Annotated in this window: 19 protein-coding genes; 13 read left to right on the forward strand and 6 right to left on the reverse strand. The window is 43.1% G+C overall.

The genetic code is table 11. The annotated features are described in order from the left end of the window. Positions 1 to 30: 30 nt before the first annotated feature. Positions 31 to 504 carry a GAF domain-containing protein gene (locus R7040_RS03080; RefSeq protein ID WP_017634278.1) on the reverse strand — a complete coding sequence of 158 codons (474 nt, stop codon included), beginning with the start codon at positions 502 to 504 and terminating at the stop codon, positions 31 to 33. A 92-nt stretch (positions 505 to 596) separates the two neighbouring features. On the opposite strand from R7040_RS03080, the gene R7040_RS03085 reads away from it, so the two are divergent. From R7040_RS03085 to rsmF, 4 genes are all read left to right on the forward strand, one after another. Beyond that, positions 597 to 2393: an ABC transporter ATP-binding protein gene (locus tag R7040_RS03085; RefSeq protein WP_033905326.1), complete on the forward strand. Its 1797-nt coding sequence runs from the start codon at positions 597 to 599 to the stop codon at positions 2391 to 2393. 24 nt (positions 2394 to 2417) lie between these two features. After that, on the forward strand, positions 2418 to 3668 hold the full coding sequence (locus tag R7040_RS03090) for a paraquat-inducible protein A (protein WP_005377429.1): 1251 nt from the start codon (positions 2418 to 2420) through the stop codon (positions 3666 to 3668). Beyond that, a complete protein-coding gene (locus R7040_RS03095; RefSeq protein ID WP_017634276.1) occupies positions 3661 to 6309 on the forward strand; it encodes an MlaD family protein in 2649 nt (882 codons plus the stop codon). Before R7040_RS03090 ends, R7040_RS03095 begins: the two co-directional genes overlap by 8 nt. 150 nt (positions 6310 to 6459) lie before the next feature. After that, positions 6460 to 7896: a 16S rRNA (cytosine(1407)-C(5))-methyltransferase RsmF gene (gene rsmF, locus R7040_RS03100; RefSeq protein ID WP_170890642.1), complete on the forward strand. Its 1437-nt coding sequence runs from the start codon at positions 6460 to 6462 to the stop codon at positions 7894 to 7896. A 285-nt stretch (positions 7897 to 8181) separates the two neighbouring features. Here the strand turns inward: rsmF and R7040_RS03105 are convergent, their stop codons facing one another. Continuing rightward, complete coding sequence (locus R7040_RS03105) at positions 8182 to 9015, reverse strand: S1 RNA-binding domain-containing protein (protein WP_176310977.1); 834 nt, start codon at positions 9013 to 9015, stop codon at positions 8182 to 8184. Between the two features lie 192 nt (positions 9016 to 9207). On the opposite strand from R7040_RS03105, the gene R7040_RS03110 reads away from it, so the two are divergent. Beyond that, positions 9208 to 10560 carry a hypothetical protein gene (locus R7040_RS03110; RefSeq protein WP_005377421.1) on the forward strand — a complete coding sequence of 451 codons (1353 nt, stop codon included), beginning with the start codon at positions 9208 to 9210 and terminating at the stop codon, positions 10558 to 10560. A gap of 33 nt (positions 10561 to 10593) precedes the next feature. On the opposite strand, the gene R7040_RS03115 is transcribed toward R7040_RS03110, so the two are convergent. Next, on the reverse strand, positions 10594 to 11091 hold the full coding sequence (locus R7040_RS03115; protein ID WP_005377418.1) for a DUF4442 domain-containing protein: 498 nt from the start codon (positions 11089 to 11091) through the stop codon (positions 10594 to 10596). A gap of 372 nt (positions 11092 to 11463) precedes the next feature. Here R7040_RS03115 and R7040_RS03120 point away from each other — a divergent pair, with 372 nt between their 5' ends. Both R7040_RS03120 and R7040_RS03125 read left to right on the forward strand, forming a co-directional pair. Next, positions 11464 to 12522, forward strand: a complete 1059-nt coding sequence (locus R7040_RS03120) for a 3-deoxy-7-phosphoheptulonate synthase (protein ID WP_005390197.1) — start codon at positions 11464 to 11466, stop codon at positions 12520 to 12522. Between the two features lie 21 nt (positions 12523 to 12543). Continuing rightward, positions 12544 to 13026 carry a YajQ family cyclic di-GMP-binding protein gene (locus R7040_RS03125; protein WP_005377415.1) on the forward strand — a complete coding sequence of 161 codons (483 nt, stop codon included), beginning with the start codon at positions 12544 to 12546 and terminating at the stop codon, positions 13024 to 13026. 102 nt (positions 13027 to 13128) lie between these two features. Here the strand turns inward: R7040_RS03125 and R7040_RS03130 are convergent, their stop codons facing one another. Further along, positions 13129 to 14049, reverse strand: a complete 921-nt coding sequence (locus R7040_RS03130; protein WP_318081217.1) for a bifunctional precorrin-2 dehydrogenase/sirohydrochlorin ferrochelatase — start codon at positions 14047 to 14049, stop codon at positions 13129 to 13131. A 460-nt stretch (positions 14050 to 14509) separates the two neighbouring features. Between R7040_RS03130 and R7040_RS03135 the strand changes: the two genes are divergently transcribed. The 5 genes from R7040_RS03135 (at position 14510) to R7040_RS03155 (ending at position 19745) form a co-directional block, all read left to right on the forward strand. Further along, positions 14510 to 15538, forward strand: a complete 1029-nt coding sequence (locus R7040_RS03135) for an amino acid ABC transporter substrate-binding protein (RefSeq protein ID WP_005377403.1) — start codon at positions 14510 to 14512, stop codon at positions 15536 to 15538. A gap of 217 nt (positions 15539 to 15755) precedes the next feature. Next, positions 15756 to 16961 (forward strand): amino acid ABC transporter permease, encoded by a 1206-nt coding sequence (locus tag R7040_RS03140; RefSeq protein ID WP_005377402.1) that lies wholly within the window; start codon positions 15756 to 15758, stop codon positions 16959 to 16961. Position 16962: 1 nt separating this feature from the next. Continuing rightward, positions 16963 to 18060: an amino acid ABC transporter permease gene (locus R7040_RS03145; protein ID WP_318095368.1), complete on the forward strand. Its 1098-nt coding sequence runs from the start codon at positions 16963 to 16965 to the stop codon at positions 18058 to 18060. A gap of 23 nt (positions 18061 to 18083) precedes the next feature. Then, positions 18084 to 18833, forward strand: a complete 750-nt coding sequence (locus R7040_RS03150; protein WP_005377400.1) for an amino acid ABC transporter ATP-binding protein — start codon at positions 18084 to 18086, stop codon at positions 18831 to 18833. 249 nt (positions 18834 to 19082) lie between these two features. Continuing rightward, the gene (locus tag R7040_RS03155) at positions 19083 to 19745 is read left to right on the forward strand and encodes a Bax inhibitor-1/YccA family protein (protein WP_025766607.1); all 663 of its coding nucleotides are present in this window, start codon (positions 19083 to 19085) and stop codon (positions 19743 to 19745) included. Positions 19746 to 19821: 76 nt separating this feature from the next. Here R7040_RS03155 and R7040_RS03160 read toward each other — a convergent pair whose 3' ends face one another. Further along, positions 19822 to 20196, reverse strand: coding sequence for a chromosome partitioning protein ParB (locus R7040_RS03160; protein ID WP_042523006.1), 375 nt, complete (start codon positions 20194 to 20196; stop codon positions 19822 to 19824). 408 nt (positions 20197 to 20604) lie between these two features. Between R7040_RS03160 and R7040_RS03165 the strand changes: the two genes are divergently transcribed. Next, positions 20605 to 20934, forward strand: coding sequence for a TusE/DsrC/DsvC family sulfur relay protein (locus tag R7040_RS03165; protein ID WP_005377396.1), 330 nt, complete (start codon positions 20605 to 20607; stop codon positions 20932 to 20934). A gap of 2 nt (positions 20935 to 20936) precedes the next feature. Here the strand turns inward: R7040_RS03165 and yccX are convergent, their stop codons facing one another. Then, on the reverse strand, positions 20937 to 21209 hold the full coding sequence (yccX, locus tag R7040_RS03170; RefSeq protein ID WP_017634611.1) for an acylphosphatase: 273 nt from the start codon (positions 21207 to 21209) through the stop codon (positions 20937 to 20939). Positions 21210 to 21253: the final 44 nt, after the last annotated feature.

The raw sequence follows: 21253 nt of genomic DNA on the forward strand, positions 1-21253 counted from the left end.
GCCAAGGAAAAACCACACTCGAAGGCTAATTTATGCGTCGTTCGCGTGTGAATTAAGCAGCTTTTCTACTTCAACCATGAAATGAGTGAGACCTTCTTCGTCTGTTTCATTAAATCGGCCAATACTTGGACTATCAATATCAAGTACACCAACCACCTTTCCATTAATAGAAAATGGAATCACAATTTCTGAATTGCTCGCTGCATCGCACGCAATATGCCCCTCAAATTCGTGAACGTCGTATACTCTTTGTATAGTATTAGTTTGTGCAGCAGTACCGCAGACGCCTCGACCCATTGGGATACGAACACAAGCTGGTTTTCCTTGGAACGGACCAAGAATAAGCTCTTCACCTTTTGTTAGGTAAAAGCCTGCCCAGTTAAGATCGTCAAGTTCCATGAAAAGCAATGAGCTCAAGTTTGCTAGGTTCGCAATAAAGTCTGGTTCAGACTCAATTAGAGCAACAGCTTGTTTGGTTAGTCTTTGGTATTGTTCTAAGTTCATATTAACTTCCTACTTACTATAAAAGCTTCCATTCTCAATGTATGGCGCTAAAATGCAGCCCTACTTTATAATAGGACTTATTCTCAATTACAATGCTTCTGAAAAATGACACTATTAGCCGTTCTTGGTTGATAACACAAGTAAAAAAGCACAAGTCCAAGCTGATCATAGCGAACTTGATAGCGGTGCTTGCAACCTTGATTAGTGTTCCAATTCCCCTCCTCATGCCTTTGATGGTTGATGAGGTCTTATTGGACCAACCTGCAAAAGGTTTAGATGCCATGAATGCCATTCTCCCTGAAGCGTGGCACACTCCGACAGGCTATATTTTCTTCACCCTGTTCTTGGTTGTTCTTATGCGAGCTGCGAGCCAAGGATTAAATATCCTTCAAAGCCGACAATTTACGCTTGTTTCAAAAACCATCACGTTTGAGATGCGCAGTAAAATGATCGACAAACTCGGCCGTATCAGCATCCGACAATACGAAACCAAAGGTAGCGGAGGAATCAACGCACACCTTATCACTGACATTGAGACCATTGATAAATTTATTGGTTCTACGTTAGCAAAATTCGTTATCAGTTTTCTGACTGTTATTGGTACTGCTATCGTTCTACTTTGGCTCGATTGGCGACTTGGTCTGTTTATCCTGTTAGTTAACCCTATTGTCATTTACTTCTCACGTAAACTAGGCAGTATGGTTAAACATCTGAAACGGAAGGAAAATCATTCTTTTGAAATTTTCCAAAACCGTTTAGTTGAAACATTAGATGGAATCTACCAACTACGCGCGGCCAATAAAGAACGAGAATTTCTCCAGCAACTCAAAGACAGTGCGAACCAAGTTCGCGTTGATGCAGACAAGTATGCTTGGCAATCTGAAGCTGCTGGTCGCGTATCTTTCCTTCTCTTTTTGATCGGCTTTGAATTATTCAGAGCTGTAGCAATGTTAATGGTCATGTTCAGTGACCTTACTATTGGCCAAATATTTGCCGTTTTTGGTTACCTATGGTTCATGCTGTCTCCTGTTCAAGAGTTGCTTGGGATTCAGTTTTCTTGGTATAGCGCTAAAGCGGCATTAAAACGCATCAACGACTTATTAGAGTTAGAAGAAGAGCAGAGACCGGTTTCTAAGGTAAATCCTTTCAAAGAAGGTAGAGAAGTTGATGTTAAAGTAGAAAACATTAATTTCTCTTACAATAATGAAAACAAAGTCCTAGATAATCTTTCTTTACATATGCCGGCAGGAAAGAAAGTGGCGTTAGTTGGTGCAAGCGGCGGTGGTAAGTCAACCTTGATACAATTACTTATTGGGGTTTACCGTCAAAACTCCGGTAGCATTCGCTTTAATGATGAATTAACAGAAGATATTGGTTTTGAAGTAATTCGCGACAAAATTGCCGTGGTATTACAGCAACCTATACTATTTAACGACACCTTGAGGCATAATCTAACGCTTGGTGGGGATTTTGACGAAATGTCACTTTGGCGTGCGCTTGAAGTGGCTCAGCTGCAAGATGTTATTTCTCAACTGAACCACGGCTTGGATACTCAAGTTGGTCGTAATGGCATTCGTTTGTCAGGAGGTCAACGACAACGGCTGGCCATTGCTAGAATGGTGCTGAGTAATCCTCAATTTGTTATTTTAGACGAAGCCACGTCTGCGCTAGATACCGCTACTGAAGCGGCTTTACACAAAGCACTGACCGAGTTCTTACGTGGTAGAACAACATTAATCGTTGCGCACCGACTGTCCGCTGTTAAACAAGCCGATTTGATCTACGTGCTTGAAGATGGGAAAGTGACGCAAACAGGTACTCATGGTGAGTTAGTTGAGCAAGAAGGCTTATATCAAACCTTATATGGGGGCATACAGTCCCACGCTTAAATCGTTCAAGCTAGAGAGGTCGTTATGACCTCTCTGTCTAAGCACGCCATGCAACCCAATAACGTACGTTTGTGCCAAGGTTGTGAATTGCCTGTCGACATCGTCGACTTACCCCATGGCAAAAATGCACACTGCCCTCGTTGTGGTACACAATTATATCGCGGAGGTAGCCCTAGCCTCTCTGGTAATCTAGCCGTCGCGATAACCTGCATCCTACTATTTATTCCATCGCACTTTTTTAACTTTATTAGCATCCGACTCTTTGGTGTGATGATTCCGGCAACCCTACCTTCAGGGATGATCACATTGATGGAAGAAGGATTTGTTCTTCTTTCATTGCTCATTCTATTTTGTAGCTCTCTTGCGCCACTGACGGTTTGTGTTTCAGTGGTAACGGCACATATTTCTTTACATCAACGATGGTTCCGTGGGCTTCGTATCTCACTGTGGCTAATTCAACATTTGAAGCATTGGGTTATGTTGGATGTGTTCTTAGTTAGCATCGCCATTTCCTGTTTTAAACTCCAAGATTATTCCGACATTTTCGTCGGTCCAGGGTTAATTGGTCTGGTTCTTTTGCAGATATTTACCGTTTTGTTAGTTTCAAGAATCAGCGTCCGTCGTTATTGGGAAGCTTGGAAGCCAGAAAGTTTATATGCTTTTGAGCATAAAGATGTGCATTGCCATGAATGCCACTTGTCCCAACCTGAAGGTGACCATTGCCAGCGTTGTCATCACGAGTTATATCATCGCAAGCCAAACTCCATTCAGAAAACATGGGCTTACCTCATCGCAGCAACGGTCGCCATCTTCCCTGCTAACCTGATCCCTATTTCCATCTTGCTTACCAATGGTAAGCGTTTGGAGGACACTATTTTTTCAGGCGTGGCTGGTTTGGTAAAAAGCGGCATGTATGGAATCGCTGCGATCATTTTTGTTGCCAGTATCGTTGTCCCGGTGATTAAAATACTTGGGCTCGCCTACATCATGCTTTGCATCCAATTCAAACGTTCGGTGTTTAAGAGACAACGAATGATGGTTTACTTTGTTGTTAAATGGATCGGTAAATGGTCTGTGATGGATTTGTTTGTTATTTCTATCATGATGACGTTAGTCGATCGTGGTCAGATACTGGATTTCACACCAGGATATGGCGCGGTAGCATTTGGTGTTGTCGTTGTATTGACCATGCTTGCAGCAGAAAGTATTGATCCAAGGCTAATCTGGGACCAAACAAGCCCAAAACAATCAGAAAAAGAGTCAATGAATGAGTGATCAGAACAGTTCTCAAACGTCATACGTACCAGATGTAAAGCGGAGTAAAGGCATATCTCCTCTTTGGCTGTTGCCAATTTTGACCATGGTCTTAGCTGGCTGGCTTGTTGTGAAGTCGATACACGATGCAGGACAACGAGTGCAAATCTATTTTTCTGATGCCGCTGGTCTTGTCGCCGGCCGAACCACTATCCGTTACCAAGGATTAGAAGTCGGCATGGTAAGAGACATTAACCTCACCGAAGATCTCGGCAGTATTTATGTCGATGCTGATATCTATCCTGAAGCTGCAAAGTTACTGAACGATAAAACACGCTTTTGGTTAGTAAAACCAACAGCCAGCCTAACGGGAGTTTCCGGACTGGATGCGCTCGTCTCAGGTAACTACATCTCGATTCAACCCGGAGATGGTCAAGAGTTTGAGACAACATTCCATGCGTTAGACTCTGCCCCAACAGATTTACGCGTTTCTCAAGGTTTGAATATTAAGCTCAAAAGCCGTGATTTAGGTGGTGTATCGGTTGGCTCTCAAATTGTTTATAAGAAAATCCCAATCGGTGAAGTGTACAGTTACCAGCTAGATGAAGATGCAAAATCTATCACTATTCAAGCCAACATTCAGGATCAATACCGACATATCATTAACAACCGCAGTCGATTCTGGAACGTCAGTGGAATTGGTGCCAGCATCGGTTTTGAAGGTGTCGATGTAAGACTAGAAAGCATGAGTGCCTTACTAGGTGGCGCCATCGCCGTCGACTCTCCGGATGATGGTGAGCCTGTAGAAGAGAACACCGAGTTCCGTTTGTATAAAGATTTGAAAACTGCTGGTCGAGGCATCGCGGTTAAAATCGTCCTACCTGATGACAGCAAGATCAGCGGAGAAGGCGCTCCAATTATGTATCGCGGAATCGAAATTGGCCAAGTTACGGACTTGAGCCTTTCCGAAGGCCGAGAAGTGATATTGGCGTCAGCGGCAATTCAACCCGCTTTTAGTGACATGCTGACGACAGGTACTCGATTTGTCTTAGAAGAAGCAAAGGTGTCCCTTTCTGGTGTTGAAAACATTGCTAATTTAGTGCGAGGAAACTTCTTAACGATCGTACCGGGCGCGGGTGAACGCTCTCGCCGCTTTACTGCGATTCGTAAAAACGTGTTTAACCAACAGCAAGAAAAGTCTATCGCGATTCGGTTGGTGTCCGACAATTCGTTTGGCCTAGATAGCGGTGCCAATGTACTTTATAAAGGCATCGTTGTTGGTTCAATCATCAAAGTGGGCCTAGTTAAGGAAGATAAAAAATCACAACACGAAGTATTTATGGATGTATTGATTGACCATGAATACAAACATCTGATCAAATCAAACAATCGTTTTTATGTAACCGGCAGTGCATCAGCAGAGTTAACTGAATCGGGGCTCAGCGTTACCGTTCCTCCAGCAAAGCAGTTGTTAACCGGGTCAATTAGTTTTGTGAGCGAAGGCAAGCAGGATATTCAAAAAGAGTATCAACTGTTCCAAAATGAATCATTGGCTGAATTGGCGCAGTACAATCAAAGTGGCTCTAGGGCGCTAACACTATTTGCTTCTGAATTGCCGCCGATTTCCAAAGGCAGCCCTCTACTCTATCGTAATCTTCCAGTTGGTAACGTCTCCGATTTCCAACTAGTTGATGGCGGAGTACTAATTAAGGCTACTATCGAAAACCGCTTCGCTTATCTTGTAACGCCACAAACCGTTTTTTGGAATCGTTCAGGGATTGAGATAGATGCATCATTAGCTGGCGTCAGTGTGAAAGCGCACCCTTTGAAGTCGTTAATCGAAGGTGGCATCGCTTTTGACTCCGTACCAGGCGTTGAAAACAAAATCGGAGAAAACTGGAAGCTGTATTCTGATCAAAAAACCGCTCGCAAGTTTGGGCGCGTCATTGCTTTAGAAACCGACGGTTCGCAAGAGATTGCTAAAGGAATGCCGATTGAATATCAAGGTGTTAAAGTTGGTGAAATCACTCTGGTTGTACCGAATTTTCGTCGTAACATGGTTGAAGTCACTGCAAGGATCCTACCTGAATACGTAGAAAACATTGCAGTTGAAGGCTCACATTTTTGGCTAACTGAACCAGAAATTGGTTTAGGTGGCGTTAAAAACCTCGGGGCGTTGGTGTCGAAATCCATCAGTGTTGAACCAGGTAAAGGTAAAGCTAAATTTGATTTTCAATTAGAAAATAGTTCAGAACGCGTGCATGGAATCATGTTTACGTTACAAAGTGAACAAAGAGGCTCAGTACAAGTCGGTACCCCTATTCTTTACCGCCAGATGGAAGTTGGCCAAGTGACCGACGTAAGCCTAGGAGAATTTGCTGATCGCATCGTCACGACTATCAAAATACAGCCTGAATATGCTTACCTCGTTCGTCAAAACAGTGTGTTCTGGAATGTTTCAGGAGTAGATGTTTCCATCGGGCTTACCGGCGCTAACATCAAAGCGGGAACCTTTGATAGTTTAGTTCGCGGAGGAATTGCGTTTTCAACGCCAGAGCAATCGACTATTCCACCAGCGGCAAAGAGTGGGCAATCTTTCTTTTTGTATCCACAAGCTGAAGAAGGTTGGACTCAATGGCGTACAGCAATTCCGAAGCCGTAGAATAAAGCTCAATTCACGTACAATTGAAGTTTGATCATTTTAAAAGAGCAGCAATCGCTGCTCTTTTTTATTGCTCGGCCCTTGTCACTATTCGTTTCTGCTTCGCTTTCGTATATTATTTGCCACAAATTCTGCAAACGAGATCCCACATTGCATCCTAATGTTTACATCCCAGACGCGTTTCTGGAAAAAATCCAAACTATTCTTCCTGCTCACCTCAACATGGAAGACTTTATCGCGTCGTGCCAAAAGCCACTGCGCAAAAGTATTCGAGTTAATACGTTGAAGATCAGTGTTGAAGCGTTTCTAGAACGAACAGAAGCAAAAGGCTGGAAGCTTTCTCCCGTGCCTTGGTGTGACACAGGTTTTTGGATTGAAGCGGACGAGTCAGTTGTACCATTAGGCAACACAGCAGAACACATGTCTGGCTTATTCTACATTCAAGAAGCCAGTTCGATGATGCCGGTATCTGCTCTGTTTATGAATGATGAATCTTACGATGCCGTGTTAGATACCGCAGCCGCTCCAGGCTCAAAAACCACTCAAATTGCAGCTTTAATGAACAACGAAGGTGTGCTTGTGGCCAATGAATACGCCGCAAGTCGTGTAAAAGTACTGCACGCTAATGTGGAACGTTGTGGAGTACGTAACGCCGCACTAAGTAACTTCGATGGGCGCGTTTTTGGCGGTTGGCTACCAGAACAATTTGATGCGGTTTTGCTCGACGCGCCTTGCTCTGGAGAAGGCACCGTTCGCAAAGACGAAGATGCGATGAAAAACTGGACGCAAGCTTCCGTACTCGACATCGCTGACACACAGAAAGATCTTATTGAAAGCGCCTTCCATGCATTAAAGCCCGGTGGTGTGATGGTTTACTCAACATGTACGCTCAGTACAGAAGAAAACCAACAAGTTTGTCAACACTTGAAAGAAACCTTTGGGGATGCTGTAGAGTTTGAAAGCCTTGAGAACTTGTTTGAAAACGCAGAGGCAGCTCTAACTGAAGAAGGCTTTTTGCATATTTTCCCGCAGGTCTACGACTGTGAAGGGTTCTTTGTTGCAAGAATTCGCAAACAGGCTGCTGTTGAGGCGCCAGAAGTCAAAAAGCGCATGGGGAAATTCCCCTTTGCTAAAACTTCAAAAAAAGAATCGACAGAAATTGCTCAACAACTCCAAAGCGCGTTAGGTATTAAACTTCCAAATGACAGTTCTGTATGGCTTCGCGATAAAGATGTCTGGTTATTCCCTAATGCTTTAGAAGCGATGATCGGCGAATTACGCTTCTCCCGTATGGGTATAAAGATCGCGGAAGCCCATAAAAATGGCTACCGTTGGCAACACCAAGTCGCGACTGCCCTGGCGACAGGTTCTGAAAGCAACGCCATTGAACTCAGTATTGAAGAAGCGCGCGAATGGTACATGGGGCGTGATGTTCGCCCACAAACCATTCCTGAGGGAATGAAAACAGGTAAAGGCGAAGTGCTTGTCACCTATCAAGGCGCAGTTATTGGCCTTGGCAAGTGGGTAAGCAACCGAATAAAGAATGGTCTCCCTCGCGAATTAGTACGAGATAAGAACTTATTTTAAAAGACGTAAAACGAACCATAAATAAATGAAAAGCCATCGTATTTGCGATGGCTTTTTAATTCGTAAGTATGAAAACAAGTGGGCTCGCTAGCGATCCGGACACGCTGTACTAAACTAGTTGTATCAAAGTAATGCTTTGATGTGGCATTTCTCTCTATGTTCACCAACAAAATTATTGTTGGACAAGTTTAGCGCAGGCTCTGCGGAGCCGTTTCCCCTAGGCCCAAAAAAAGGAAAAGTTTGGGCCGTTTTTTTGGCTGTAGATCCGCTATACGTGAGTTTGGACTACGCTAGACGAATACCGTCTTTCTCAATGACAATTTTACCCTGCTTGTATAAGCCACCGATGGTCTTTTTATAAGTCCCTTTACTTGTGCGGAAAGCATCAAAAATCGCTTCAGGAGACGACTTGTCATTCAAAGGCAAAAATCCGCCTTTCTTCTCTAGCAGGTCAAGGATCTTACTAGAAAGATCGTCCATTTTCGCCACACCTACTTTTTGTAGAGCAAGGTCGATTTTACCATCTTCACGAATGTGCTTAATAAAGCCTTTCAGCTTTTTACCGATGTAAAGCTTACCAAAAACATCCGATGGGAAAATCATGCCCCAATGCTTACCGTTAACGATAGCTTTATAACCAAGTTGACTACGCTCTGCGATGATCAAATCAACTTGTTCGTTAACTTCATAATTCGCTGGAGTTTTATCTAACCATTTATTGAACTTAGTCGTACCAACAATGCGACCTGACGCTTTGTCGGTATAAACATACACTAAAATGGTTTGTCCGGCAGAGAAGCGAGTGCGTTGCTCACTAAAAGGAATCAGTAAGTCCTTTTCTTTGATGCCCCAATTTACAAAAGCACCTGTCGCATTCACACTCTCAATCTTCATTAAACCCCACTCACCCACTTGGGCAATTGGTCTTTCAATGGTCGCAGCAAGTTGGCTTTCTGAATCGAAGTACAGAAATACGTCTACATACTCACCAATTTCAGTACCCTCTGGTACATACTTACTAGGTAGTAGAACAGAACCGTAATCATCGCCATCCAGAAATACGCCAAAATCAGCCTTTTTAATGACTTCTAAGCTGTTAATTTGACCAATTTTAATCATTGATTTTGTCTCTTTTTAAATTTACGTGGAATTATACCTAAACTAACAAGAAAATCAGAGAGAAAAGCATAGTGCTCTGTTATGCTGTTGTCGTTCAGCTATATGCCCCAGTCACTCTTTTAGCACTCTTATACTTACCTGCTCAACGGAACGCATAAGTTAAGAATGCTTTAGCAAAGTCAGGAGCTTTCTTTGGTCACCGTCGATAAACAAGACTCAATAACATTAAAAATCAGTCATGCACTCGCAAAGAGCAAAAGTGTCGACCTAGATATTTACTTTTTTATACCTGGTGAGCTTGGTTTAAACGCCGATATCATCAGTGAATCCGAATTTTATTACACCTCAATCACACAGCAACGATCTTATTACAGTACTGAAATCCTTCTTCCGCTAGTACACAGTCGACTTGCCAAACGTGGACGCCTGTCGAATCAGCAATACCGAGTAAGTTTGAGTTTGTTCGCTTACCAATACGTTATCGCGCTAGACAAAGCGGTAGCAAGTTTAAACAAGCATGAGAACAACTCCGTAACGGAAGATGAAGTGGACGAAGTTATCGAGCTCACGCTTGAGATCTTAAAGCGCTTGCGGCGTTCTATTCCTTATGAAGAGAACTTAAAACGCTACTACGTTAACATCGATAACTATCTGTCTTGGTATACCGAGCAAAAGTTCCTGTCACTGGTGGCCCATCTACCACGTGAAGGCGACTATGGCACGATCAAAAAGCGTCTGATCACGCTATGTGAGAAAGAGCAAGCCCATCGTAAACTCAACAAATACAACTCATCAAGAGTCGTTGAAGACGTTACTCGCCTATCTAACAAAATGCGCTTGCTAAGGCGATTGATTGAACACCCTATCGTGCTTCGTGAAGAAACCATATCGATGGGTAACAACATTAAGCGCGCTATCAAAGGTATTGCAACCGGTTTAGTGATGGTTGTCGTGACCTCGACAGTGATTCTCGCTCGCGATTATCTGGGGGAAATTTCTGCCTCATTCATTATCGCGATGTCTTTTATTTACGCTTTACGAGAAATCTTTAAAGATGATTTACGCGATGCCATGTGGCGATGGATCCGTAAAGGCAAGCCAAAATGGCGTAAGAAGTATGTTGATCCAACGACGAAAAAAGTGGTTGGCAAAAAATTGGAGTGGCTCGATTATCGTACCTTAAGTAGCTTGCCGGATAAGATTCAAAGAATACGTAAAAAACGCGTCGTGCAACGTGAAGAGCAGATTCTTCATTATCACGAGAAAACCGAAATGGCGACCTCTCTTTTCTTGAGTGGTTACGAACAAACGAGAGAAACATTGAACATCAGTTTGCGCCCTATCATCCGCTTGATGGATAAAAGCTCAAACCGAGTTTACCGTTTAAATGAAGGTCAAGTAACCAAAGAGTCAGTAGAGAAACGTCATTTGCTCAATGTGATTGTCAAAGAGGACAACCACACCGATGAGCCTGTTTATTACCGCTGGAAAGTGGTCTTAAATCGCTCCAAAATCGTCTCTATCGAGAAGATTGAACTCAATTAAGCCACCACCTTTAAACAAGCGAGCCACAAACCACTAGGCAGCCTCTTTTCTTTGTTGGGCTGCTTTTTTTATCGAAAGAGTAAGCGAGAATTCAGCCATTGGCTCGTCACCATGTAAGTTAGGACACAGCGCGACAATTTTTACGTCACGATTTACTCGTTCACCCGTTGCCAAGGTGTGCTCGAGCATCTCATCAATGACATGACCATCGTTACAAACAAAGTGCACATCGGCTTCCGGGCGCTTTAAAAACTCGGCTTTCACACCTTTAAATGCCAGCGAGATCGCTTCTCCCTTTTCTTGCGCTTTACTCATAGCAAGAAAACCACCAGCAACATCAGCGCCAACGGCTAAAGCACCGAAATACATGCTATTCAGGTGGTTCTTCGTCCTTCTGCGCAATGGGATACGAACCTCAACATGCTTGCTATCTATCGCAATGATTTTAGGGTGGCAAAGCCAAATCAGCGGCACTTTTGAAAAGCCAAACAGATTTAGATACAAATTCGCACGACGTAGAGCTGATAACATTTTGGTCTCCTTACCAATCTAGTCAGACCAGTTAATCAACGAAAGAAATAGATGTCAAAGAAATGTTAACAAAAGCTCGATCTCACGAGTTATTTAACCTTCAGGAAGTGACGGCGTCACCCGTGAGGTATGAAGTTTATCGCAGTTACTTAGATTACCTTACAGCGAGATAGATAAAATGGTTATAAATTCAAATGTATATATATTGATTTAATGATCAAGTTTTGTCATTTATACATAAGTCATTTAAATGAATACCTACACCTTTGTATACAATTCGGTATTTCCTGGCGAAGATTCCCGTGAAACGGTTTATTCCTGCCTGTAATTCCGTTATCTTTACCCCTTCGCAATAGAGAATAAAGCTATAACATGCCTATAAAAACAGATGAATTGAGAACCCAACCTTTGGGTCCAATGCCTACCCCAGCAGAGCTAGGTAGTGTACATCCTATTACGGATGACGTTGCAGACCGTATCGCTCAATCTCGTCGTCAGATTGAAAACATTTTATCGGGTGAAGACGATCGCCTTCTTGCGATTGTAGGTCCGTGTTCTGTTCACGACACTGAAGCTGCCATTGATTACGCCACTCGCCTGAGTGAAATCCAAGACAAGTACAAAGACGAACTGTTTATCGTGATGCGTACTTACTTTGAAAAGCCTCGTACAGTAGTTGGTTGGAAAGGTTTGATTACGGACCCTAACCTAGATGGTTCTTACGCACTTGAAGCTGGTCTTCATAAAGCTCGTAAACTACTACTGGATATCAACAAGCTTGGTCTTGCGACTGCTACTGAGTTTCTTGATATGATCACTGGCCAATACATCGCGGATTTGATCACTTGGGGCGCGATTGGTGCTCGCACAACGGAATCACAAATTCACCGTGAAATGGCGTCGGCACTATCTTGCCCAGTTGGTTTCAAAAATGGCACAAATGGCAACGTAAAAATTGCAATTGATGCAATTCGCGCATCGAAAGCATCGCATTACTTCTACTCGCCAGATAAGAACGGTCGAATGACGGTTTACCGCACAAGTGGCAACCCTTACGGTCATATTATTCTGCGCGGTGGAGAAAAAGGCCCTAACTTTGATGAAGCATCAGTCAAACAAGCATGTGATGCTTTAGCTGAGTTTGGATTGCCACAACGTTTGGTTGTGGATTTCAGCCATGCAAACTGTCAGAAGCAACACAGAAAACAAATCGACGTAGCTCAAGACATTTGTAACCAAATTAAGTCAGGCAGCACTCGTATTGCGGGTATCATGGCTGAAAGCTTTATTCTTGAAGGCAATCAGCCAATGACTGACATCAATAACCTAACGTATGGTCAGTCTATTACAGATCCATGCCTAGGTTGGGAAGACACTGCTACAATGCTAGATATGCTGGCAAGCGCTGTTAAGTCCCGAAAGTCCCTATAACAAAATAATCAAGGAATCTTCATGCCATCGTTTGATATTGTTTCTGAAATCGATACGGTTGAACTACGTAACGCCGTTGATAACGCTAACCGTGAATTGTCTACTCGTTTCGATTTCCGCAACGTAAATGCGAGCTTTGAGCTAGTAGAAGAAAACGTAAAAATGTCTGCGGAAGGTGACTTCCAACTTAAGCAAATGCGCGACATTTTACGCGGCCACTTAGCGAAGCGTAACATTGACGCGAACGCAATGGATGCACAAGACCCAGACGTTACTGGTAAAAACTGGCACCAAACTCTGCTTTTCCGTCAAGGTATTGATACTCCAACGGCGAAAAAAGTAGTGAAACTTATCAAAGACGCAAAGTTAAAAGTACAAGCTTCTATTCAAGGCGACAAAGTACGTGTTACTGGTAAGAAACGCGACGACCTGCAAGCGACAATGGCAGCGATTCGTGAAGCAGAGATGGGTATCCCATTCCAGTTTAACAACTTCCGTGATTAATCAATCTGAGAAGTAAGTAAAAACGCCAGCGCATAATCCGCTGGCGTTTTTTATTGGCTTTTGTGTAACGAACTACGTATCCACTTTTAGCATTTGGCATTGCTAGATAACCAAGTCCTGCCCTTGCAGCAATACGAATTCGCTCGTTCCTTGTGGTATGAACACGCAAATTCGAAGCTTTTCAGCTTTAGCCTTGGCCAGCATATCCGAAAGCTCAGCAGCGCTCGAGAAAGCTTCTCTTTCTGCATCTCTGCGTATTAGTTCTAACACATTCGCTTCACATCGAGTTGAGTACAGAGCCAGCTCCGCTTGTTGCATATAGCGTACGGCTTTTATTGGCAACATCTCAACATCTTTCCCAACATGTATCCAAGTACAACTTCCCTTTTCATCTAAAGGTGTTGCCATGGTCGCTTGGTAAATTGCTTCTAACTCACGATTACCTCGCGCGTTTTCCACCTCGGGATTCGAGAAAAATTGCTCCCAAAACTTGCGGCGTAAATCGACGCTAGGCAGTGCCTCTTTAATTGAGTTTCGCTTTGAGTTAGCAAAATCCGCCATCAACCCCATGTTTTGTGGCAGTATCGATTCAAGCTTTTCACGGATGTTTCGAATTAAAACTGGCGAAGCTCCACCACTAGAGATAGCGATTTGGATGCGGCCACGATTAATCATTGACGGCGTGATGAAATCACAATAAGGCTTATCATCCACAACGTTAACCAAGATGCCTAGCTCTTTGGCATCTTTGTACACTTGGTGATTTAGCTCAGGATTGTCTGTCGTCGCCCACACTTGAACAAAGTTTTTAGTGACAATGTCACTCGAATAGAAACGTTGTACCCAGCGCAGTTGATGCTCAGAAGCAAGCTTAGACAGAAAATCAACCAACGTCGGAGAAACGATAGTCACATCCGCCCCAGCCTTTAGCAACGCTTCCACCTTTCGGCTTGCCACCTCACCGCCACCCACGACGAGAACGGGTTTATTAATTAAATCTAAGAACAGAGGAAAATATCGCATTTCAATCCATGATTACTCTAATTAGCTGTTGTAGACCATGCTACCAAAAATGGGGCAAGCTCATCACCCTGTTTCGGTATCACAAATAATTTTTGTTTGAATTTTTACTGAACTTCACCTTGCTCAGCTAATGACAGTTTTAATAACAACTTTTTATTCTTTTGTATTGTTCACTCTTCTATTGATTGTTCTGATGCACCAAATTGTCCATGAATTGCACTATTTACAAACAATTAACATTTCGTCATTCTAAATCTCAAGGCACTTTGTAAGTTCTCTCAAAACTTCATTTAAATTATATATTTGAGAATTAACAGATCCTTTCCTACGCTTATAACTGGTTGATCTATCGAATGCCGTTTCTTCGAAAATCAATCACGTAGGACGATAACTCTAACGAATTGGACACGTTATTTCAGGTCACTCCTGATTAAACATGGATCATACAGGAAGGATACAAATGGCAAATAAACTCACAGTTCTTGCTTCCGTCGTAGCGGCTTCTACTGCGATGATGGCAACATCAGCTCAAGCAGCAGACACTACTCTGGACAAAGTCACAAAACAAGGTTTTCTTACTTGTGGTGTAAGTACCGGTCTACCTGGTTTCTCTAACCCTAACTCAAAAGGCGAATGGGAAGGTATCGACGTAGAATATTGCCAAGCACTGGCTGCAGCCGTTCTTGGGGATAAAACGAAAGTTAAATATGTACCCCTAACCGCAAAAGAACGTTTCACTGCGCTTCAATCTGGTGAGATTGATGTGCTTTCCCGTAACACGACCTGGACTCTCCACCGTGACACTGCACTGGGCCTAAACTTCGTAGGTGTGAACTACTACGACGGTCAAGGTTTTATGGTGAAGAAGGAACTTGGTATATCAAGTGCTAAAGAGCTTGATGGTGCGTCGGTATGTGTTCAATCAGGTACAACAACCGAGCTAAACCTTGCAGATTATTTCCGCAACCAAGGCATGGCGTACAAACCTGTGGTATTCGACACAGCGGCGCAAACTTCGAAAGGTTTTGATGCGGGACGCTGTGACGTATTAACAACTGACCAATCTGGCCTTTATGCACTGCGTTTGAATTTGAAAGATCCGTCCTCTGCGGCCGTTCTTCCAGAAATCATCTCTAAAGAGCCACTAGGTCCAGTCGTTCGTCAAGGCGATGATCAATGGTTTAACATCGCTAAGTGGACATTGTCTGCGATGATTAACGCTGAAGAATACGGTATTAGTTCGAAGAATGCGGATGAAATGCTGAAGTCAACAGATCCAAACATCAAACGTATCCTTGGTGTTGATGGCCCTAAAGGCAAAGGGTTGGGTATCCGCGACGATTGGGGCTACCAGGTTATCAAACAAGTTGGTAACTATGGTGAAAGCTTCGAACGTACAGTCGGTACTGGTTCGCCGTTAGAAATCTCTCGTGGCGTTAATGCGCTATGGAATGCAGGCGGCTTTATGTACGCGCCACCAATCCGATAGAAAGAGTTAATCAGGGCGGTTCATGCCGCCCTTTTTCTTGATTATATCTCACTGTATGAGTAAGGATCGCTCATTGGATGGCGAAAAGCGCTCGCTTGGTGGAACGGCTTTAAAGGTTCGTACGTCACCAGACATGGAGCGTTATTCTTTAGCCAGCAAGGACGAAACTTCTTTATACAGGCCGATATCTATAACTAAGGTTTGAGGTTATCGCTGTATGAAACCGACACAAGATGCATCGCCAAGTACGATGTCCAAACCAAGCGGAAGCAAGAGCCTGATTTATAATCCTGCCTTTCGTTCTGCTATTTTCCAGATCATTGCCATTGCTGCACTGGTATTTTTCTTTTACACGATTGTAAACAACGCTCTCAATAACTTAGATGCTCGTGGTATTGCAACGGGCTTCGGTTTTCTGAATCAAGAAGCCGGGTTTGGTATTGGGTTAACACTAATTGAATACGATGAAACGTACTCTTACGGTAGAACATTTATCATCGGCCTTCTTAATACGGCGTTAGTCTCCGTATTAGGTATTATTCTGGCTACTGTGATTGGCTTTACCATGGGGGTTGCCCGCCTTTCTTCTAACTGGTTAGTTAGTCGTTTAGCGGCAGTTTATATCGAAACTTTCCGAAATATCCCCCTTCTTCTGCAAATATTCTTCTGGTATTTCGCTGTTCTTCAAGCATTACCCTCACCACGCCAAAGCTTAAGTCTTGGTGAAGCTATTTTCCTGAACGTTCGTGGCTTATATTTCCCTGCACCGACTATGGAACCCGGCAGTAGCTACGTTATTGCCGCGTTAATCTTCGGGGTAATCGCAAGCTTATTAATTAATGTATGGGCGAATAATAAGCAACGTCTCACTGGGCAACAAACCCCAATGGGAAGAATAGTTTTGGGTTTAGTTGTTGGCCTTCCATTGGTTGTGTACTTCCTTGCTGGTATGCCAATTTCACTGAATTATCCTGAACTAAAAGGGTTTAACTTCCGAGGTGGTATTAGCATTATTCCTGAATTGGCTGCGCTACTTTTGGCATTGAGTGTTTATACAGCTTCTTTCATTGCTGAGATTGTTCGCTCTGGTATTAATGCGGTTAGTCATGGTCAAACCGAAGCAGCGATGTCGCTAGGCTTACCACGCTCGAAAACTTTAAAGCTTGTTGTCATTCCTCAAGCGTTACGAATTATTATTCCACCTTTAACCAGTCAATATCTCAACCTCACCAAAAACTCATCGTTAGCGATGGCGATTGGTTACCCAGATCTTGTCTCTGTGTTTGCTGGTACTACCCTGAACCAAACGGGACAAGCGATTGAGATCATTGCGATGACGATGGGCGTGTACTTGACATTAAGTCTGATTACGTCTGCATTAATGAACTTGTATAACCGTAAAGTCGCGCTGGTGGAGAGATAATATGAGTACTCATCAAGTTCAACCGGATCTCCCACCACCCGCCAATACTGTAGGCTTCGTTGGTTGGATGCGGAAAAATCTATTTAATGGCCCTATCAATTCCATTGTTACTGTCATTCTTGCGTATATTGTCGTAACTGCAATATGGTATATCGTGGATTGGGCGTTTATTAACGCAGACTGGATTGGCTCAACGCGTGACGACTGTAGCCGAGATGGTGCTTGCTGGGTATTTATCAGCGTGCGCTGGGAGCAGTTCATGTATGGTTTTTATCCAGAGTCCGAACTATGGCGCCCTCGCCTTTTCTATATCACATTGGCCATATTTACTGTTTTACTCGCGTATGAGAAGACACCGAAACGGATGTGGATTTGGCTTTTCTTCGTAAACATCTACCCATTCATCATCGCTGGGCTGTTATACGGTGGTGTCTTTGGACTAGAAGTGGTCGATACACACAAGTGGGGTGGACTACTCGTTACACTCATTATTGCGCTAGTTGGTATCGTAGTTTCATTGCCAATTGGTGTGGTGCTTGCGCTTGGTAGACGTTCAGAGATGCCGATCATTCGCAGCATTTGTACCGTCTACATTGAAGTTTGGCGTGGCGTTCCTCTGATTACGGTTTTGTTCATGGCTTCGGTTATGCTTCCATTGTTTATGTCTGAAGGTTCAGAGACAGATAAACTGATTCGCGCCCTTATAGGTGTGGTTATGTTTGCCTCCGCTTACATGGCAGAAGTGGTACGCGGTGGTCTACAAGCCATTCCGAAAGGTCAATATGAAGCCGCTGATGCGCTTGGGTTAAGTTACTGGAAAAAGACTGGGCTGATTATCTTGCCACAGGCGCTAAAGATTACTATTCCTTCTATCGTGAACACCTTCATCGGTTTGTTTAAAGACACCAGTTTGGTACTCATCATTGGTATGTTTGACGTACTCGGTATAGGGCAAGCAGCAAACACCGACCCTGAATGGTTAGGCTTTGCTACAGAAAGTTATGTATTTGTCGCGTTAGTGTTTTGGGTATTTTGTTTTGGCATGTCACGCTATTCGATATGGCTTGAAAACAAACTTCATACCGGTCACAAACGATAACTCATCAAGATCAAGGACGTATTATGACGCAACAACAAGACTACATGATCCAATTGAAGGACATGAATAAATGGTATGGTGAGTTTCACGTACTAAAAAATATTAACCTCGACGTTAAGCGCGGCGAGAAAATCGTTATCTGTGGTCCATCAGGGTCGGGAAAATCAACGATGATTCGCTGTATTAACCGTCTTGAAGAGCACCAAGCAGGCAGCATTTACGTCTCTGGTACGGAATTAACTGAAGACTTAAAGAACATTGAAGCAGTGCGCCGAGAAGTGGGCATGTGCTTTCAACACTTTAATCTCTTCCCTCATTTAACCGTACTGGAAAACTGTACGCTCGCGCCTATCTGGGTGAAGAAGATGCCAAAAGATGAGGCAGAAGCAGTTGCGATGAAATATCTGGAACGTGTAAAAATTCCAGACCAAGCGGAGAAGTATCCCGGTCAGTTGTCTGGTGGTCAGCAGCAACGTGTGGCGATTGCTCGCTCTTTGTGTATGAACCCTAAAGTCATGCTTTTTGATGAGCCAACATCTGCACTCGACCCGGAAATGGTTCGCGAAGTACTGGATGTAATGGTCGAACTCGCCGAGGAAGGCATGACTATGCTTTGTGTGACACATGAAATGGGCTTTGCTAAAGAAGTTGCCGATCGCGTGATATTCATGGACGCAGGAGAGATCATCGAAGAAAACAACCCTGTTGATTTCTTCGAAAATCCTCAATCGGATAGGACCCAAAATTTCCTAGCGCAAATCTTACACCACTAAGATTTAGCCGAATCGACATAAAAAAGCACTGGTTTCTATGAAGCCAGTGCTTTTTGTTACTAAATTCAAAAATCTGTGTAAGAATCAATATAGCTATGCTAGTCAGTAATATTGTGTTACAAGTTGCCAAATACATAACATCTTATTTCTATTATTATTTTATCTAAGTTACGTATGGTTAGGGCTTGATTTTTTGAACTTTCAATCCCATAAATGTACTTAAAAGAAAGTCTCTTATCGAGGAAGATTATGAACAGTCCAATGTTTACCCGCACTTCAACTCAAGAAAGTGCTCTACAAACGAACAAAGTATTGCGTAATACTTACGCTCTACTTTCAATGACACTTTTATGGTCGGCAGTCGTTGCTGGCGTTGCAATGGCATTTAACCTTCCACATCCAGGTATCATCCTAATGCTGGTTGGTTTCTACGGCCTATTATTCTTAACAGAGAAAAACCGTAACAACAGTCTTGGCCTTGTGTTTACGTTCCTATTTACTGGCTTCTTAGGTTACACCGTTGGCCCTATTCTAAACATGTACATAGGTGCAGGCATGGGCGATATCGTATTAACCGCACTCGGTGGTACGGCACTATCTTTCATGGCAGCATCGGCATACGCACTAACAACGAAACGTGACCTATCGATGATGGGTGGCTTAATGCTATCACTATTTGTTGTGCTGGTTGTGGGCATGATTGCAAGCTTCTTTATTCAATCAACCCTTTTACACTTGGCGTTGAGCAGCTTGTTTATCATTTTCTCTACTATGGCGATCCTGATGACAACACAAAGCATTATTCGTGGCGGTGAAACAAACTACATCTCTGCGACAGTAACTTTGTATGTATCAATCTACAACATCTTCATCAGCCTACTAAGCATTCTAGGCATCATGAACGACGATTAATCGTTTCTCGTTAAGTAGAATCAAAAAGCCCGAAGGTAATTCCTTCGGGCTTTTTCTTTGCAAGTAATTCAGTTTGTTACGCTTGGTCTACCGCCAACTCGATAACTTCGTCAGCTTCTGGGTTTTCTCTAAAGCGTCTCACTTTAATCGTTTCCTCTCCTAACATGATTTGCTTGGCGATTCGGTGCATACCGTCAAAAACACGATAGTCACTGGTTAAGATTACCGGATACGACAAATCAGCATTGTTGATTCGTTGGCAATGTTTTGCAATTTCACGGCAGGTTGGCTGTGGCCCTTCATGACTAAACCAAGTCACTTCATTTGGGCCTTTTATATCAGCAATCGCAATTTCTTCTACAGGTAAGGATTCTGCAAGTTGCCAAATTCGCTCGATGGACCAAGTGGATTTTACATTGTCATTAATCTCAATGTAACGTTGTTTCGACATGACTAACTCCTTGTCATCATTGTTGTTTCTAACCTGAATACAGGCTTTTCATCAATAAAAGAGAATATCGGTCTATGAAAACAAACACAACGTTGTCAGCTATTCATTCACCCATAAAATCCCATAATCAGACAAGTAGCCAAGAAAAAACCAAAACAAAAATGAATAAGCCTGGATATCCATGCAATTTCGTTGGTACTCACCCCGTAAAATTTCTAACAAACTGAATAGTTTCCTATTTATTTGAATAAAAGAGCATTTATATCAAAGTACCTAGCTCAGTCAAAAACACTCACCATTTTGTACGCTTTTGATTCGCTCGATACGACTTCGAGATTCTTTTGTTGAGAACATTCTCGGCTGTCGCTAATCTATAAACATCCATGTTTACTTAACGGATAAAACGTTATGTTCGTTTACAACGGCAAAGAAATTGAAACGGATGCTCAAGGCTACTTATTGGATCATACTCAATGGGAAGAAGGTATGATTGAGCTTTTAGCAAAAGAAGAAGACATCGAGCTTACGGATGCTCATTTGGAAGTTGTGCATTTTGTGCGAGACTTTTATGAAGAGTTTAATACCTCCCCTGCAGTGCGTATGCTTGTGAAAGCGATGGAAAAAGCGCACGGCCCAGAAAAAGGTAATAGTAAGTATCTATTCAAGCTGTTTAAAAAGGGGCCAGCCAAACAAGCAACCAAATTAGCCGGCCTACCAAAGCCAGCTAAATGCTTGTAGGTTCATAAAATTTTAAAACCGCGTAACGGCTTATACGACGCAGGCTCCTGCATCACATGCTCTACTGTTGCCGTTCGCGGTCCTTCTTGTAACCATTCCGAAAACGCAACTATTTGCGCGTCTGTTCCACACGCCATCACTTCAACATCACCATTGTTTAGGTTCTTCGCATAACCTGTTAATCCTAGCTTCAATCCTTGATGGGAAGTATGGTAACGAAAGCCCACGCCTTGAACATGACCTTTTACTATAAATCTCTCACACTTTACGTTCATCTTTGTACCGCTTCTTTTTACTGAGTGATATATTCTTTTTGTCT

This window comes from Vibrio sp. 1069 (assembly GCF_033340555.1).

What these genes read in the sequence shown, in the direction of transcription:
- R7040_RS03080 (WP_017634278.1), bottom strand. Translation starts at nt 504, where the DNA reads ATGAACTTAGAACAATACCAAAGACTAACCAAACAAGCTGTTGCTCTA.
- R7040_RS03085 (WP_033905326.1), top strand. Translation starts at nt 597, where the DNA reads ATGCTTCTGAAAAATGACACTATTAGCCGTTCTTGGTTGATAACACAA.
- R7040_RS03090 (WP_005377429.1), top strand. Translation starts at nt 2,418, where the DNA reads ATGACCTCTCTGTCTAAGCACGCCATGCAACCCAATAACGTACGTTTG.
- R7040_RS03095 (WP_017634276.1), top strand. Translation starts at nt 3,661, where the DNA reads ATGAGTGATCAGAACAGTTCTCAAACGTCATACGTACCAGATGTAAAG.
- R7040_RS03105 (WP_176310977.1), bottom strand. Translation starts at nt 9,015, where the DNA reads ATGATTAAAATTGGTCAAATTAACAGCTTAGAAGTCATTAAAAAGGCT.
- R7040_RS03115 (WP_005377418.1), bottom strand. Translation starts at nt 11,091, where the DNA reads ATGTTATCAGCTCTACGTCGTGCGAATTTGTATCTAAATCTGTTTGGC.
- R7040_RS03120 (WP_005390197.1), top strand. Translation starts at nt 11,464, where the DNA reads ATGCCTATAAAAACAGATGAATTGAGAACCCAACCTTTGGGTCCAATG.
- R7040_RS03125 (WP_005377415.1), top strand. Translation starts at nt 12,544, where the DNA reads ATGCCATCGTTTGATATTGTTTCTGAAATCGATACGGTTGAACTACGT.
- R7040_RS03130 (WP_318081217.1), bottom strand. Translation starts at nt 14,049, where the DNA reads ATGCGATATTTTCCTCTGTTCTTAGATTTAATTAATAAACCCGTTCTC.
- R7040_RS03135 (WP_005377403.1), top strand. Translation starts at nt 14,510, where the DNA reads ATGGCAAATAAACTCACAGTTCTTGCTTCCGTCGTAGCGGCTTCTACT.
- R7040_RS03140 (WP_005377402.1), top strand. Translation starts at nt 15,756, where the DNA reads ATGAAACCGACACAAGATGCATCGCCAAGTACGATGTCCAAACCAAGC.
- R7040_RS03145 (WP_318095368.1), top strand. Translation starts at nt 16,963, where the DNA reads ATGAGTACTCATCAAGTTCAACCGGATCTCCCACCACCCGCCAATACT.
- R7040_RS03150 (WP_005377400.1), top strand. Translation starts at nt 18,084, where the DNA reads ATGACGCAACAACAAGACTACATGATCCAATTGAAGGACATGAATAAA.
- R7040_RS03155 (WP_025766607.1), top strand. Translation starts at nt 19,083, where the DNA reads ATGAACAGTCCAATGTTTACCCGCACTTCAACTCAAGAAAGTGCTCTA.
- R7040_RS03160 (WP_042523006.1), bottom strand. Translation starts at nt 20,196, where the DNA reads ATGTCGAAACAACGTTACATTGAGATTAATGACAATGTAAAATCCACT.
- R7040_RS03165 (WP_005377396.1), top strand. Translation starts at nt 20,605, where the DNA reads ATGTTCGTTTACAACGGCAAAGAAATTGAAACGGATGCTCAAGGCTAC.
- yccX (WP_017634611.1), bottom strand. Translation starts at nt 21,209, where the DNA reads ATGAACGTAAAGTGTGAGAGATTTATAGTAAAAGGTCATGTTCAAGGC.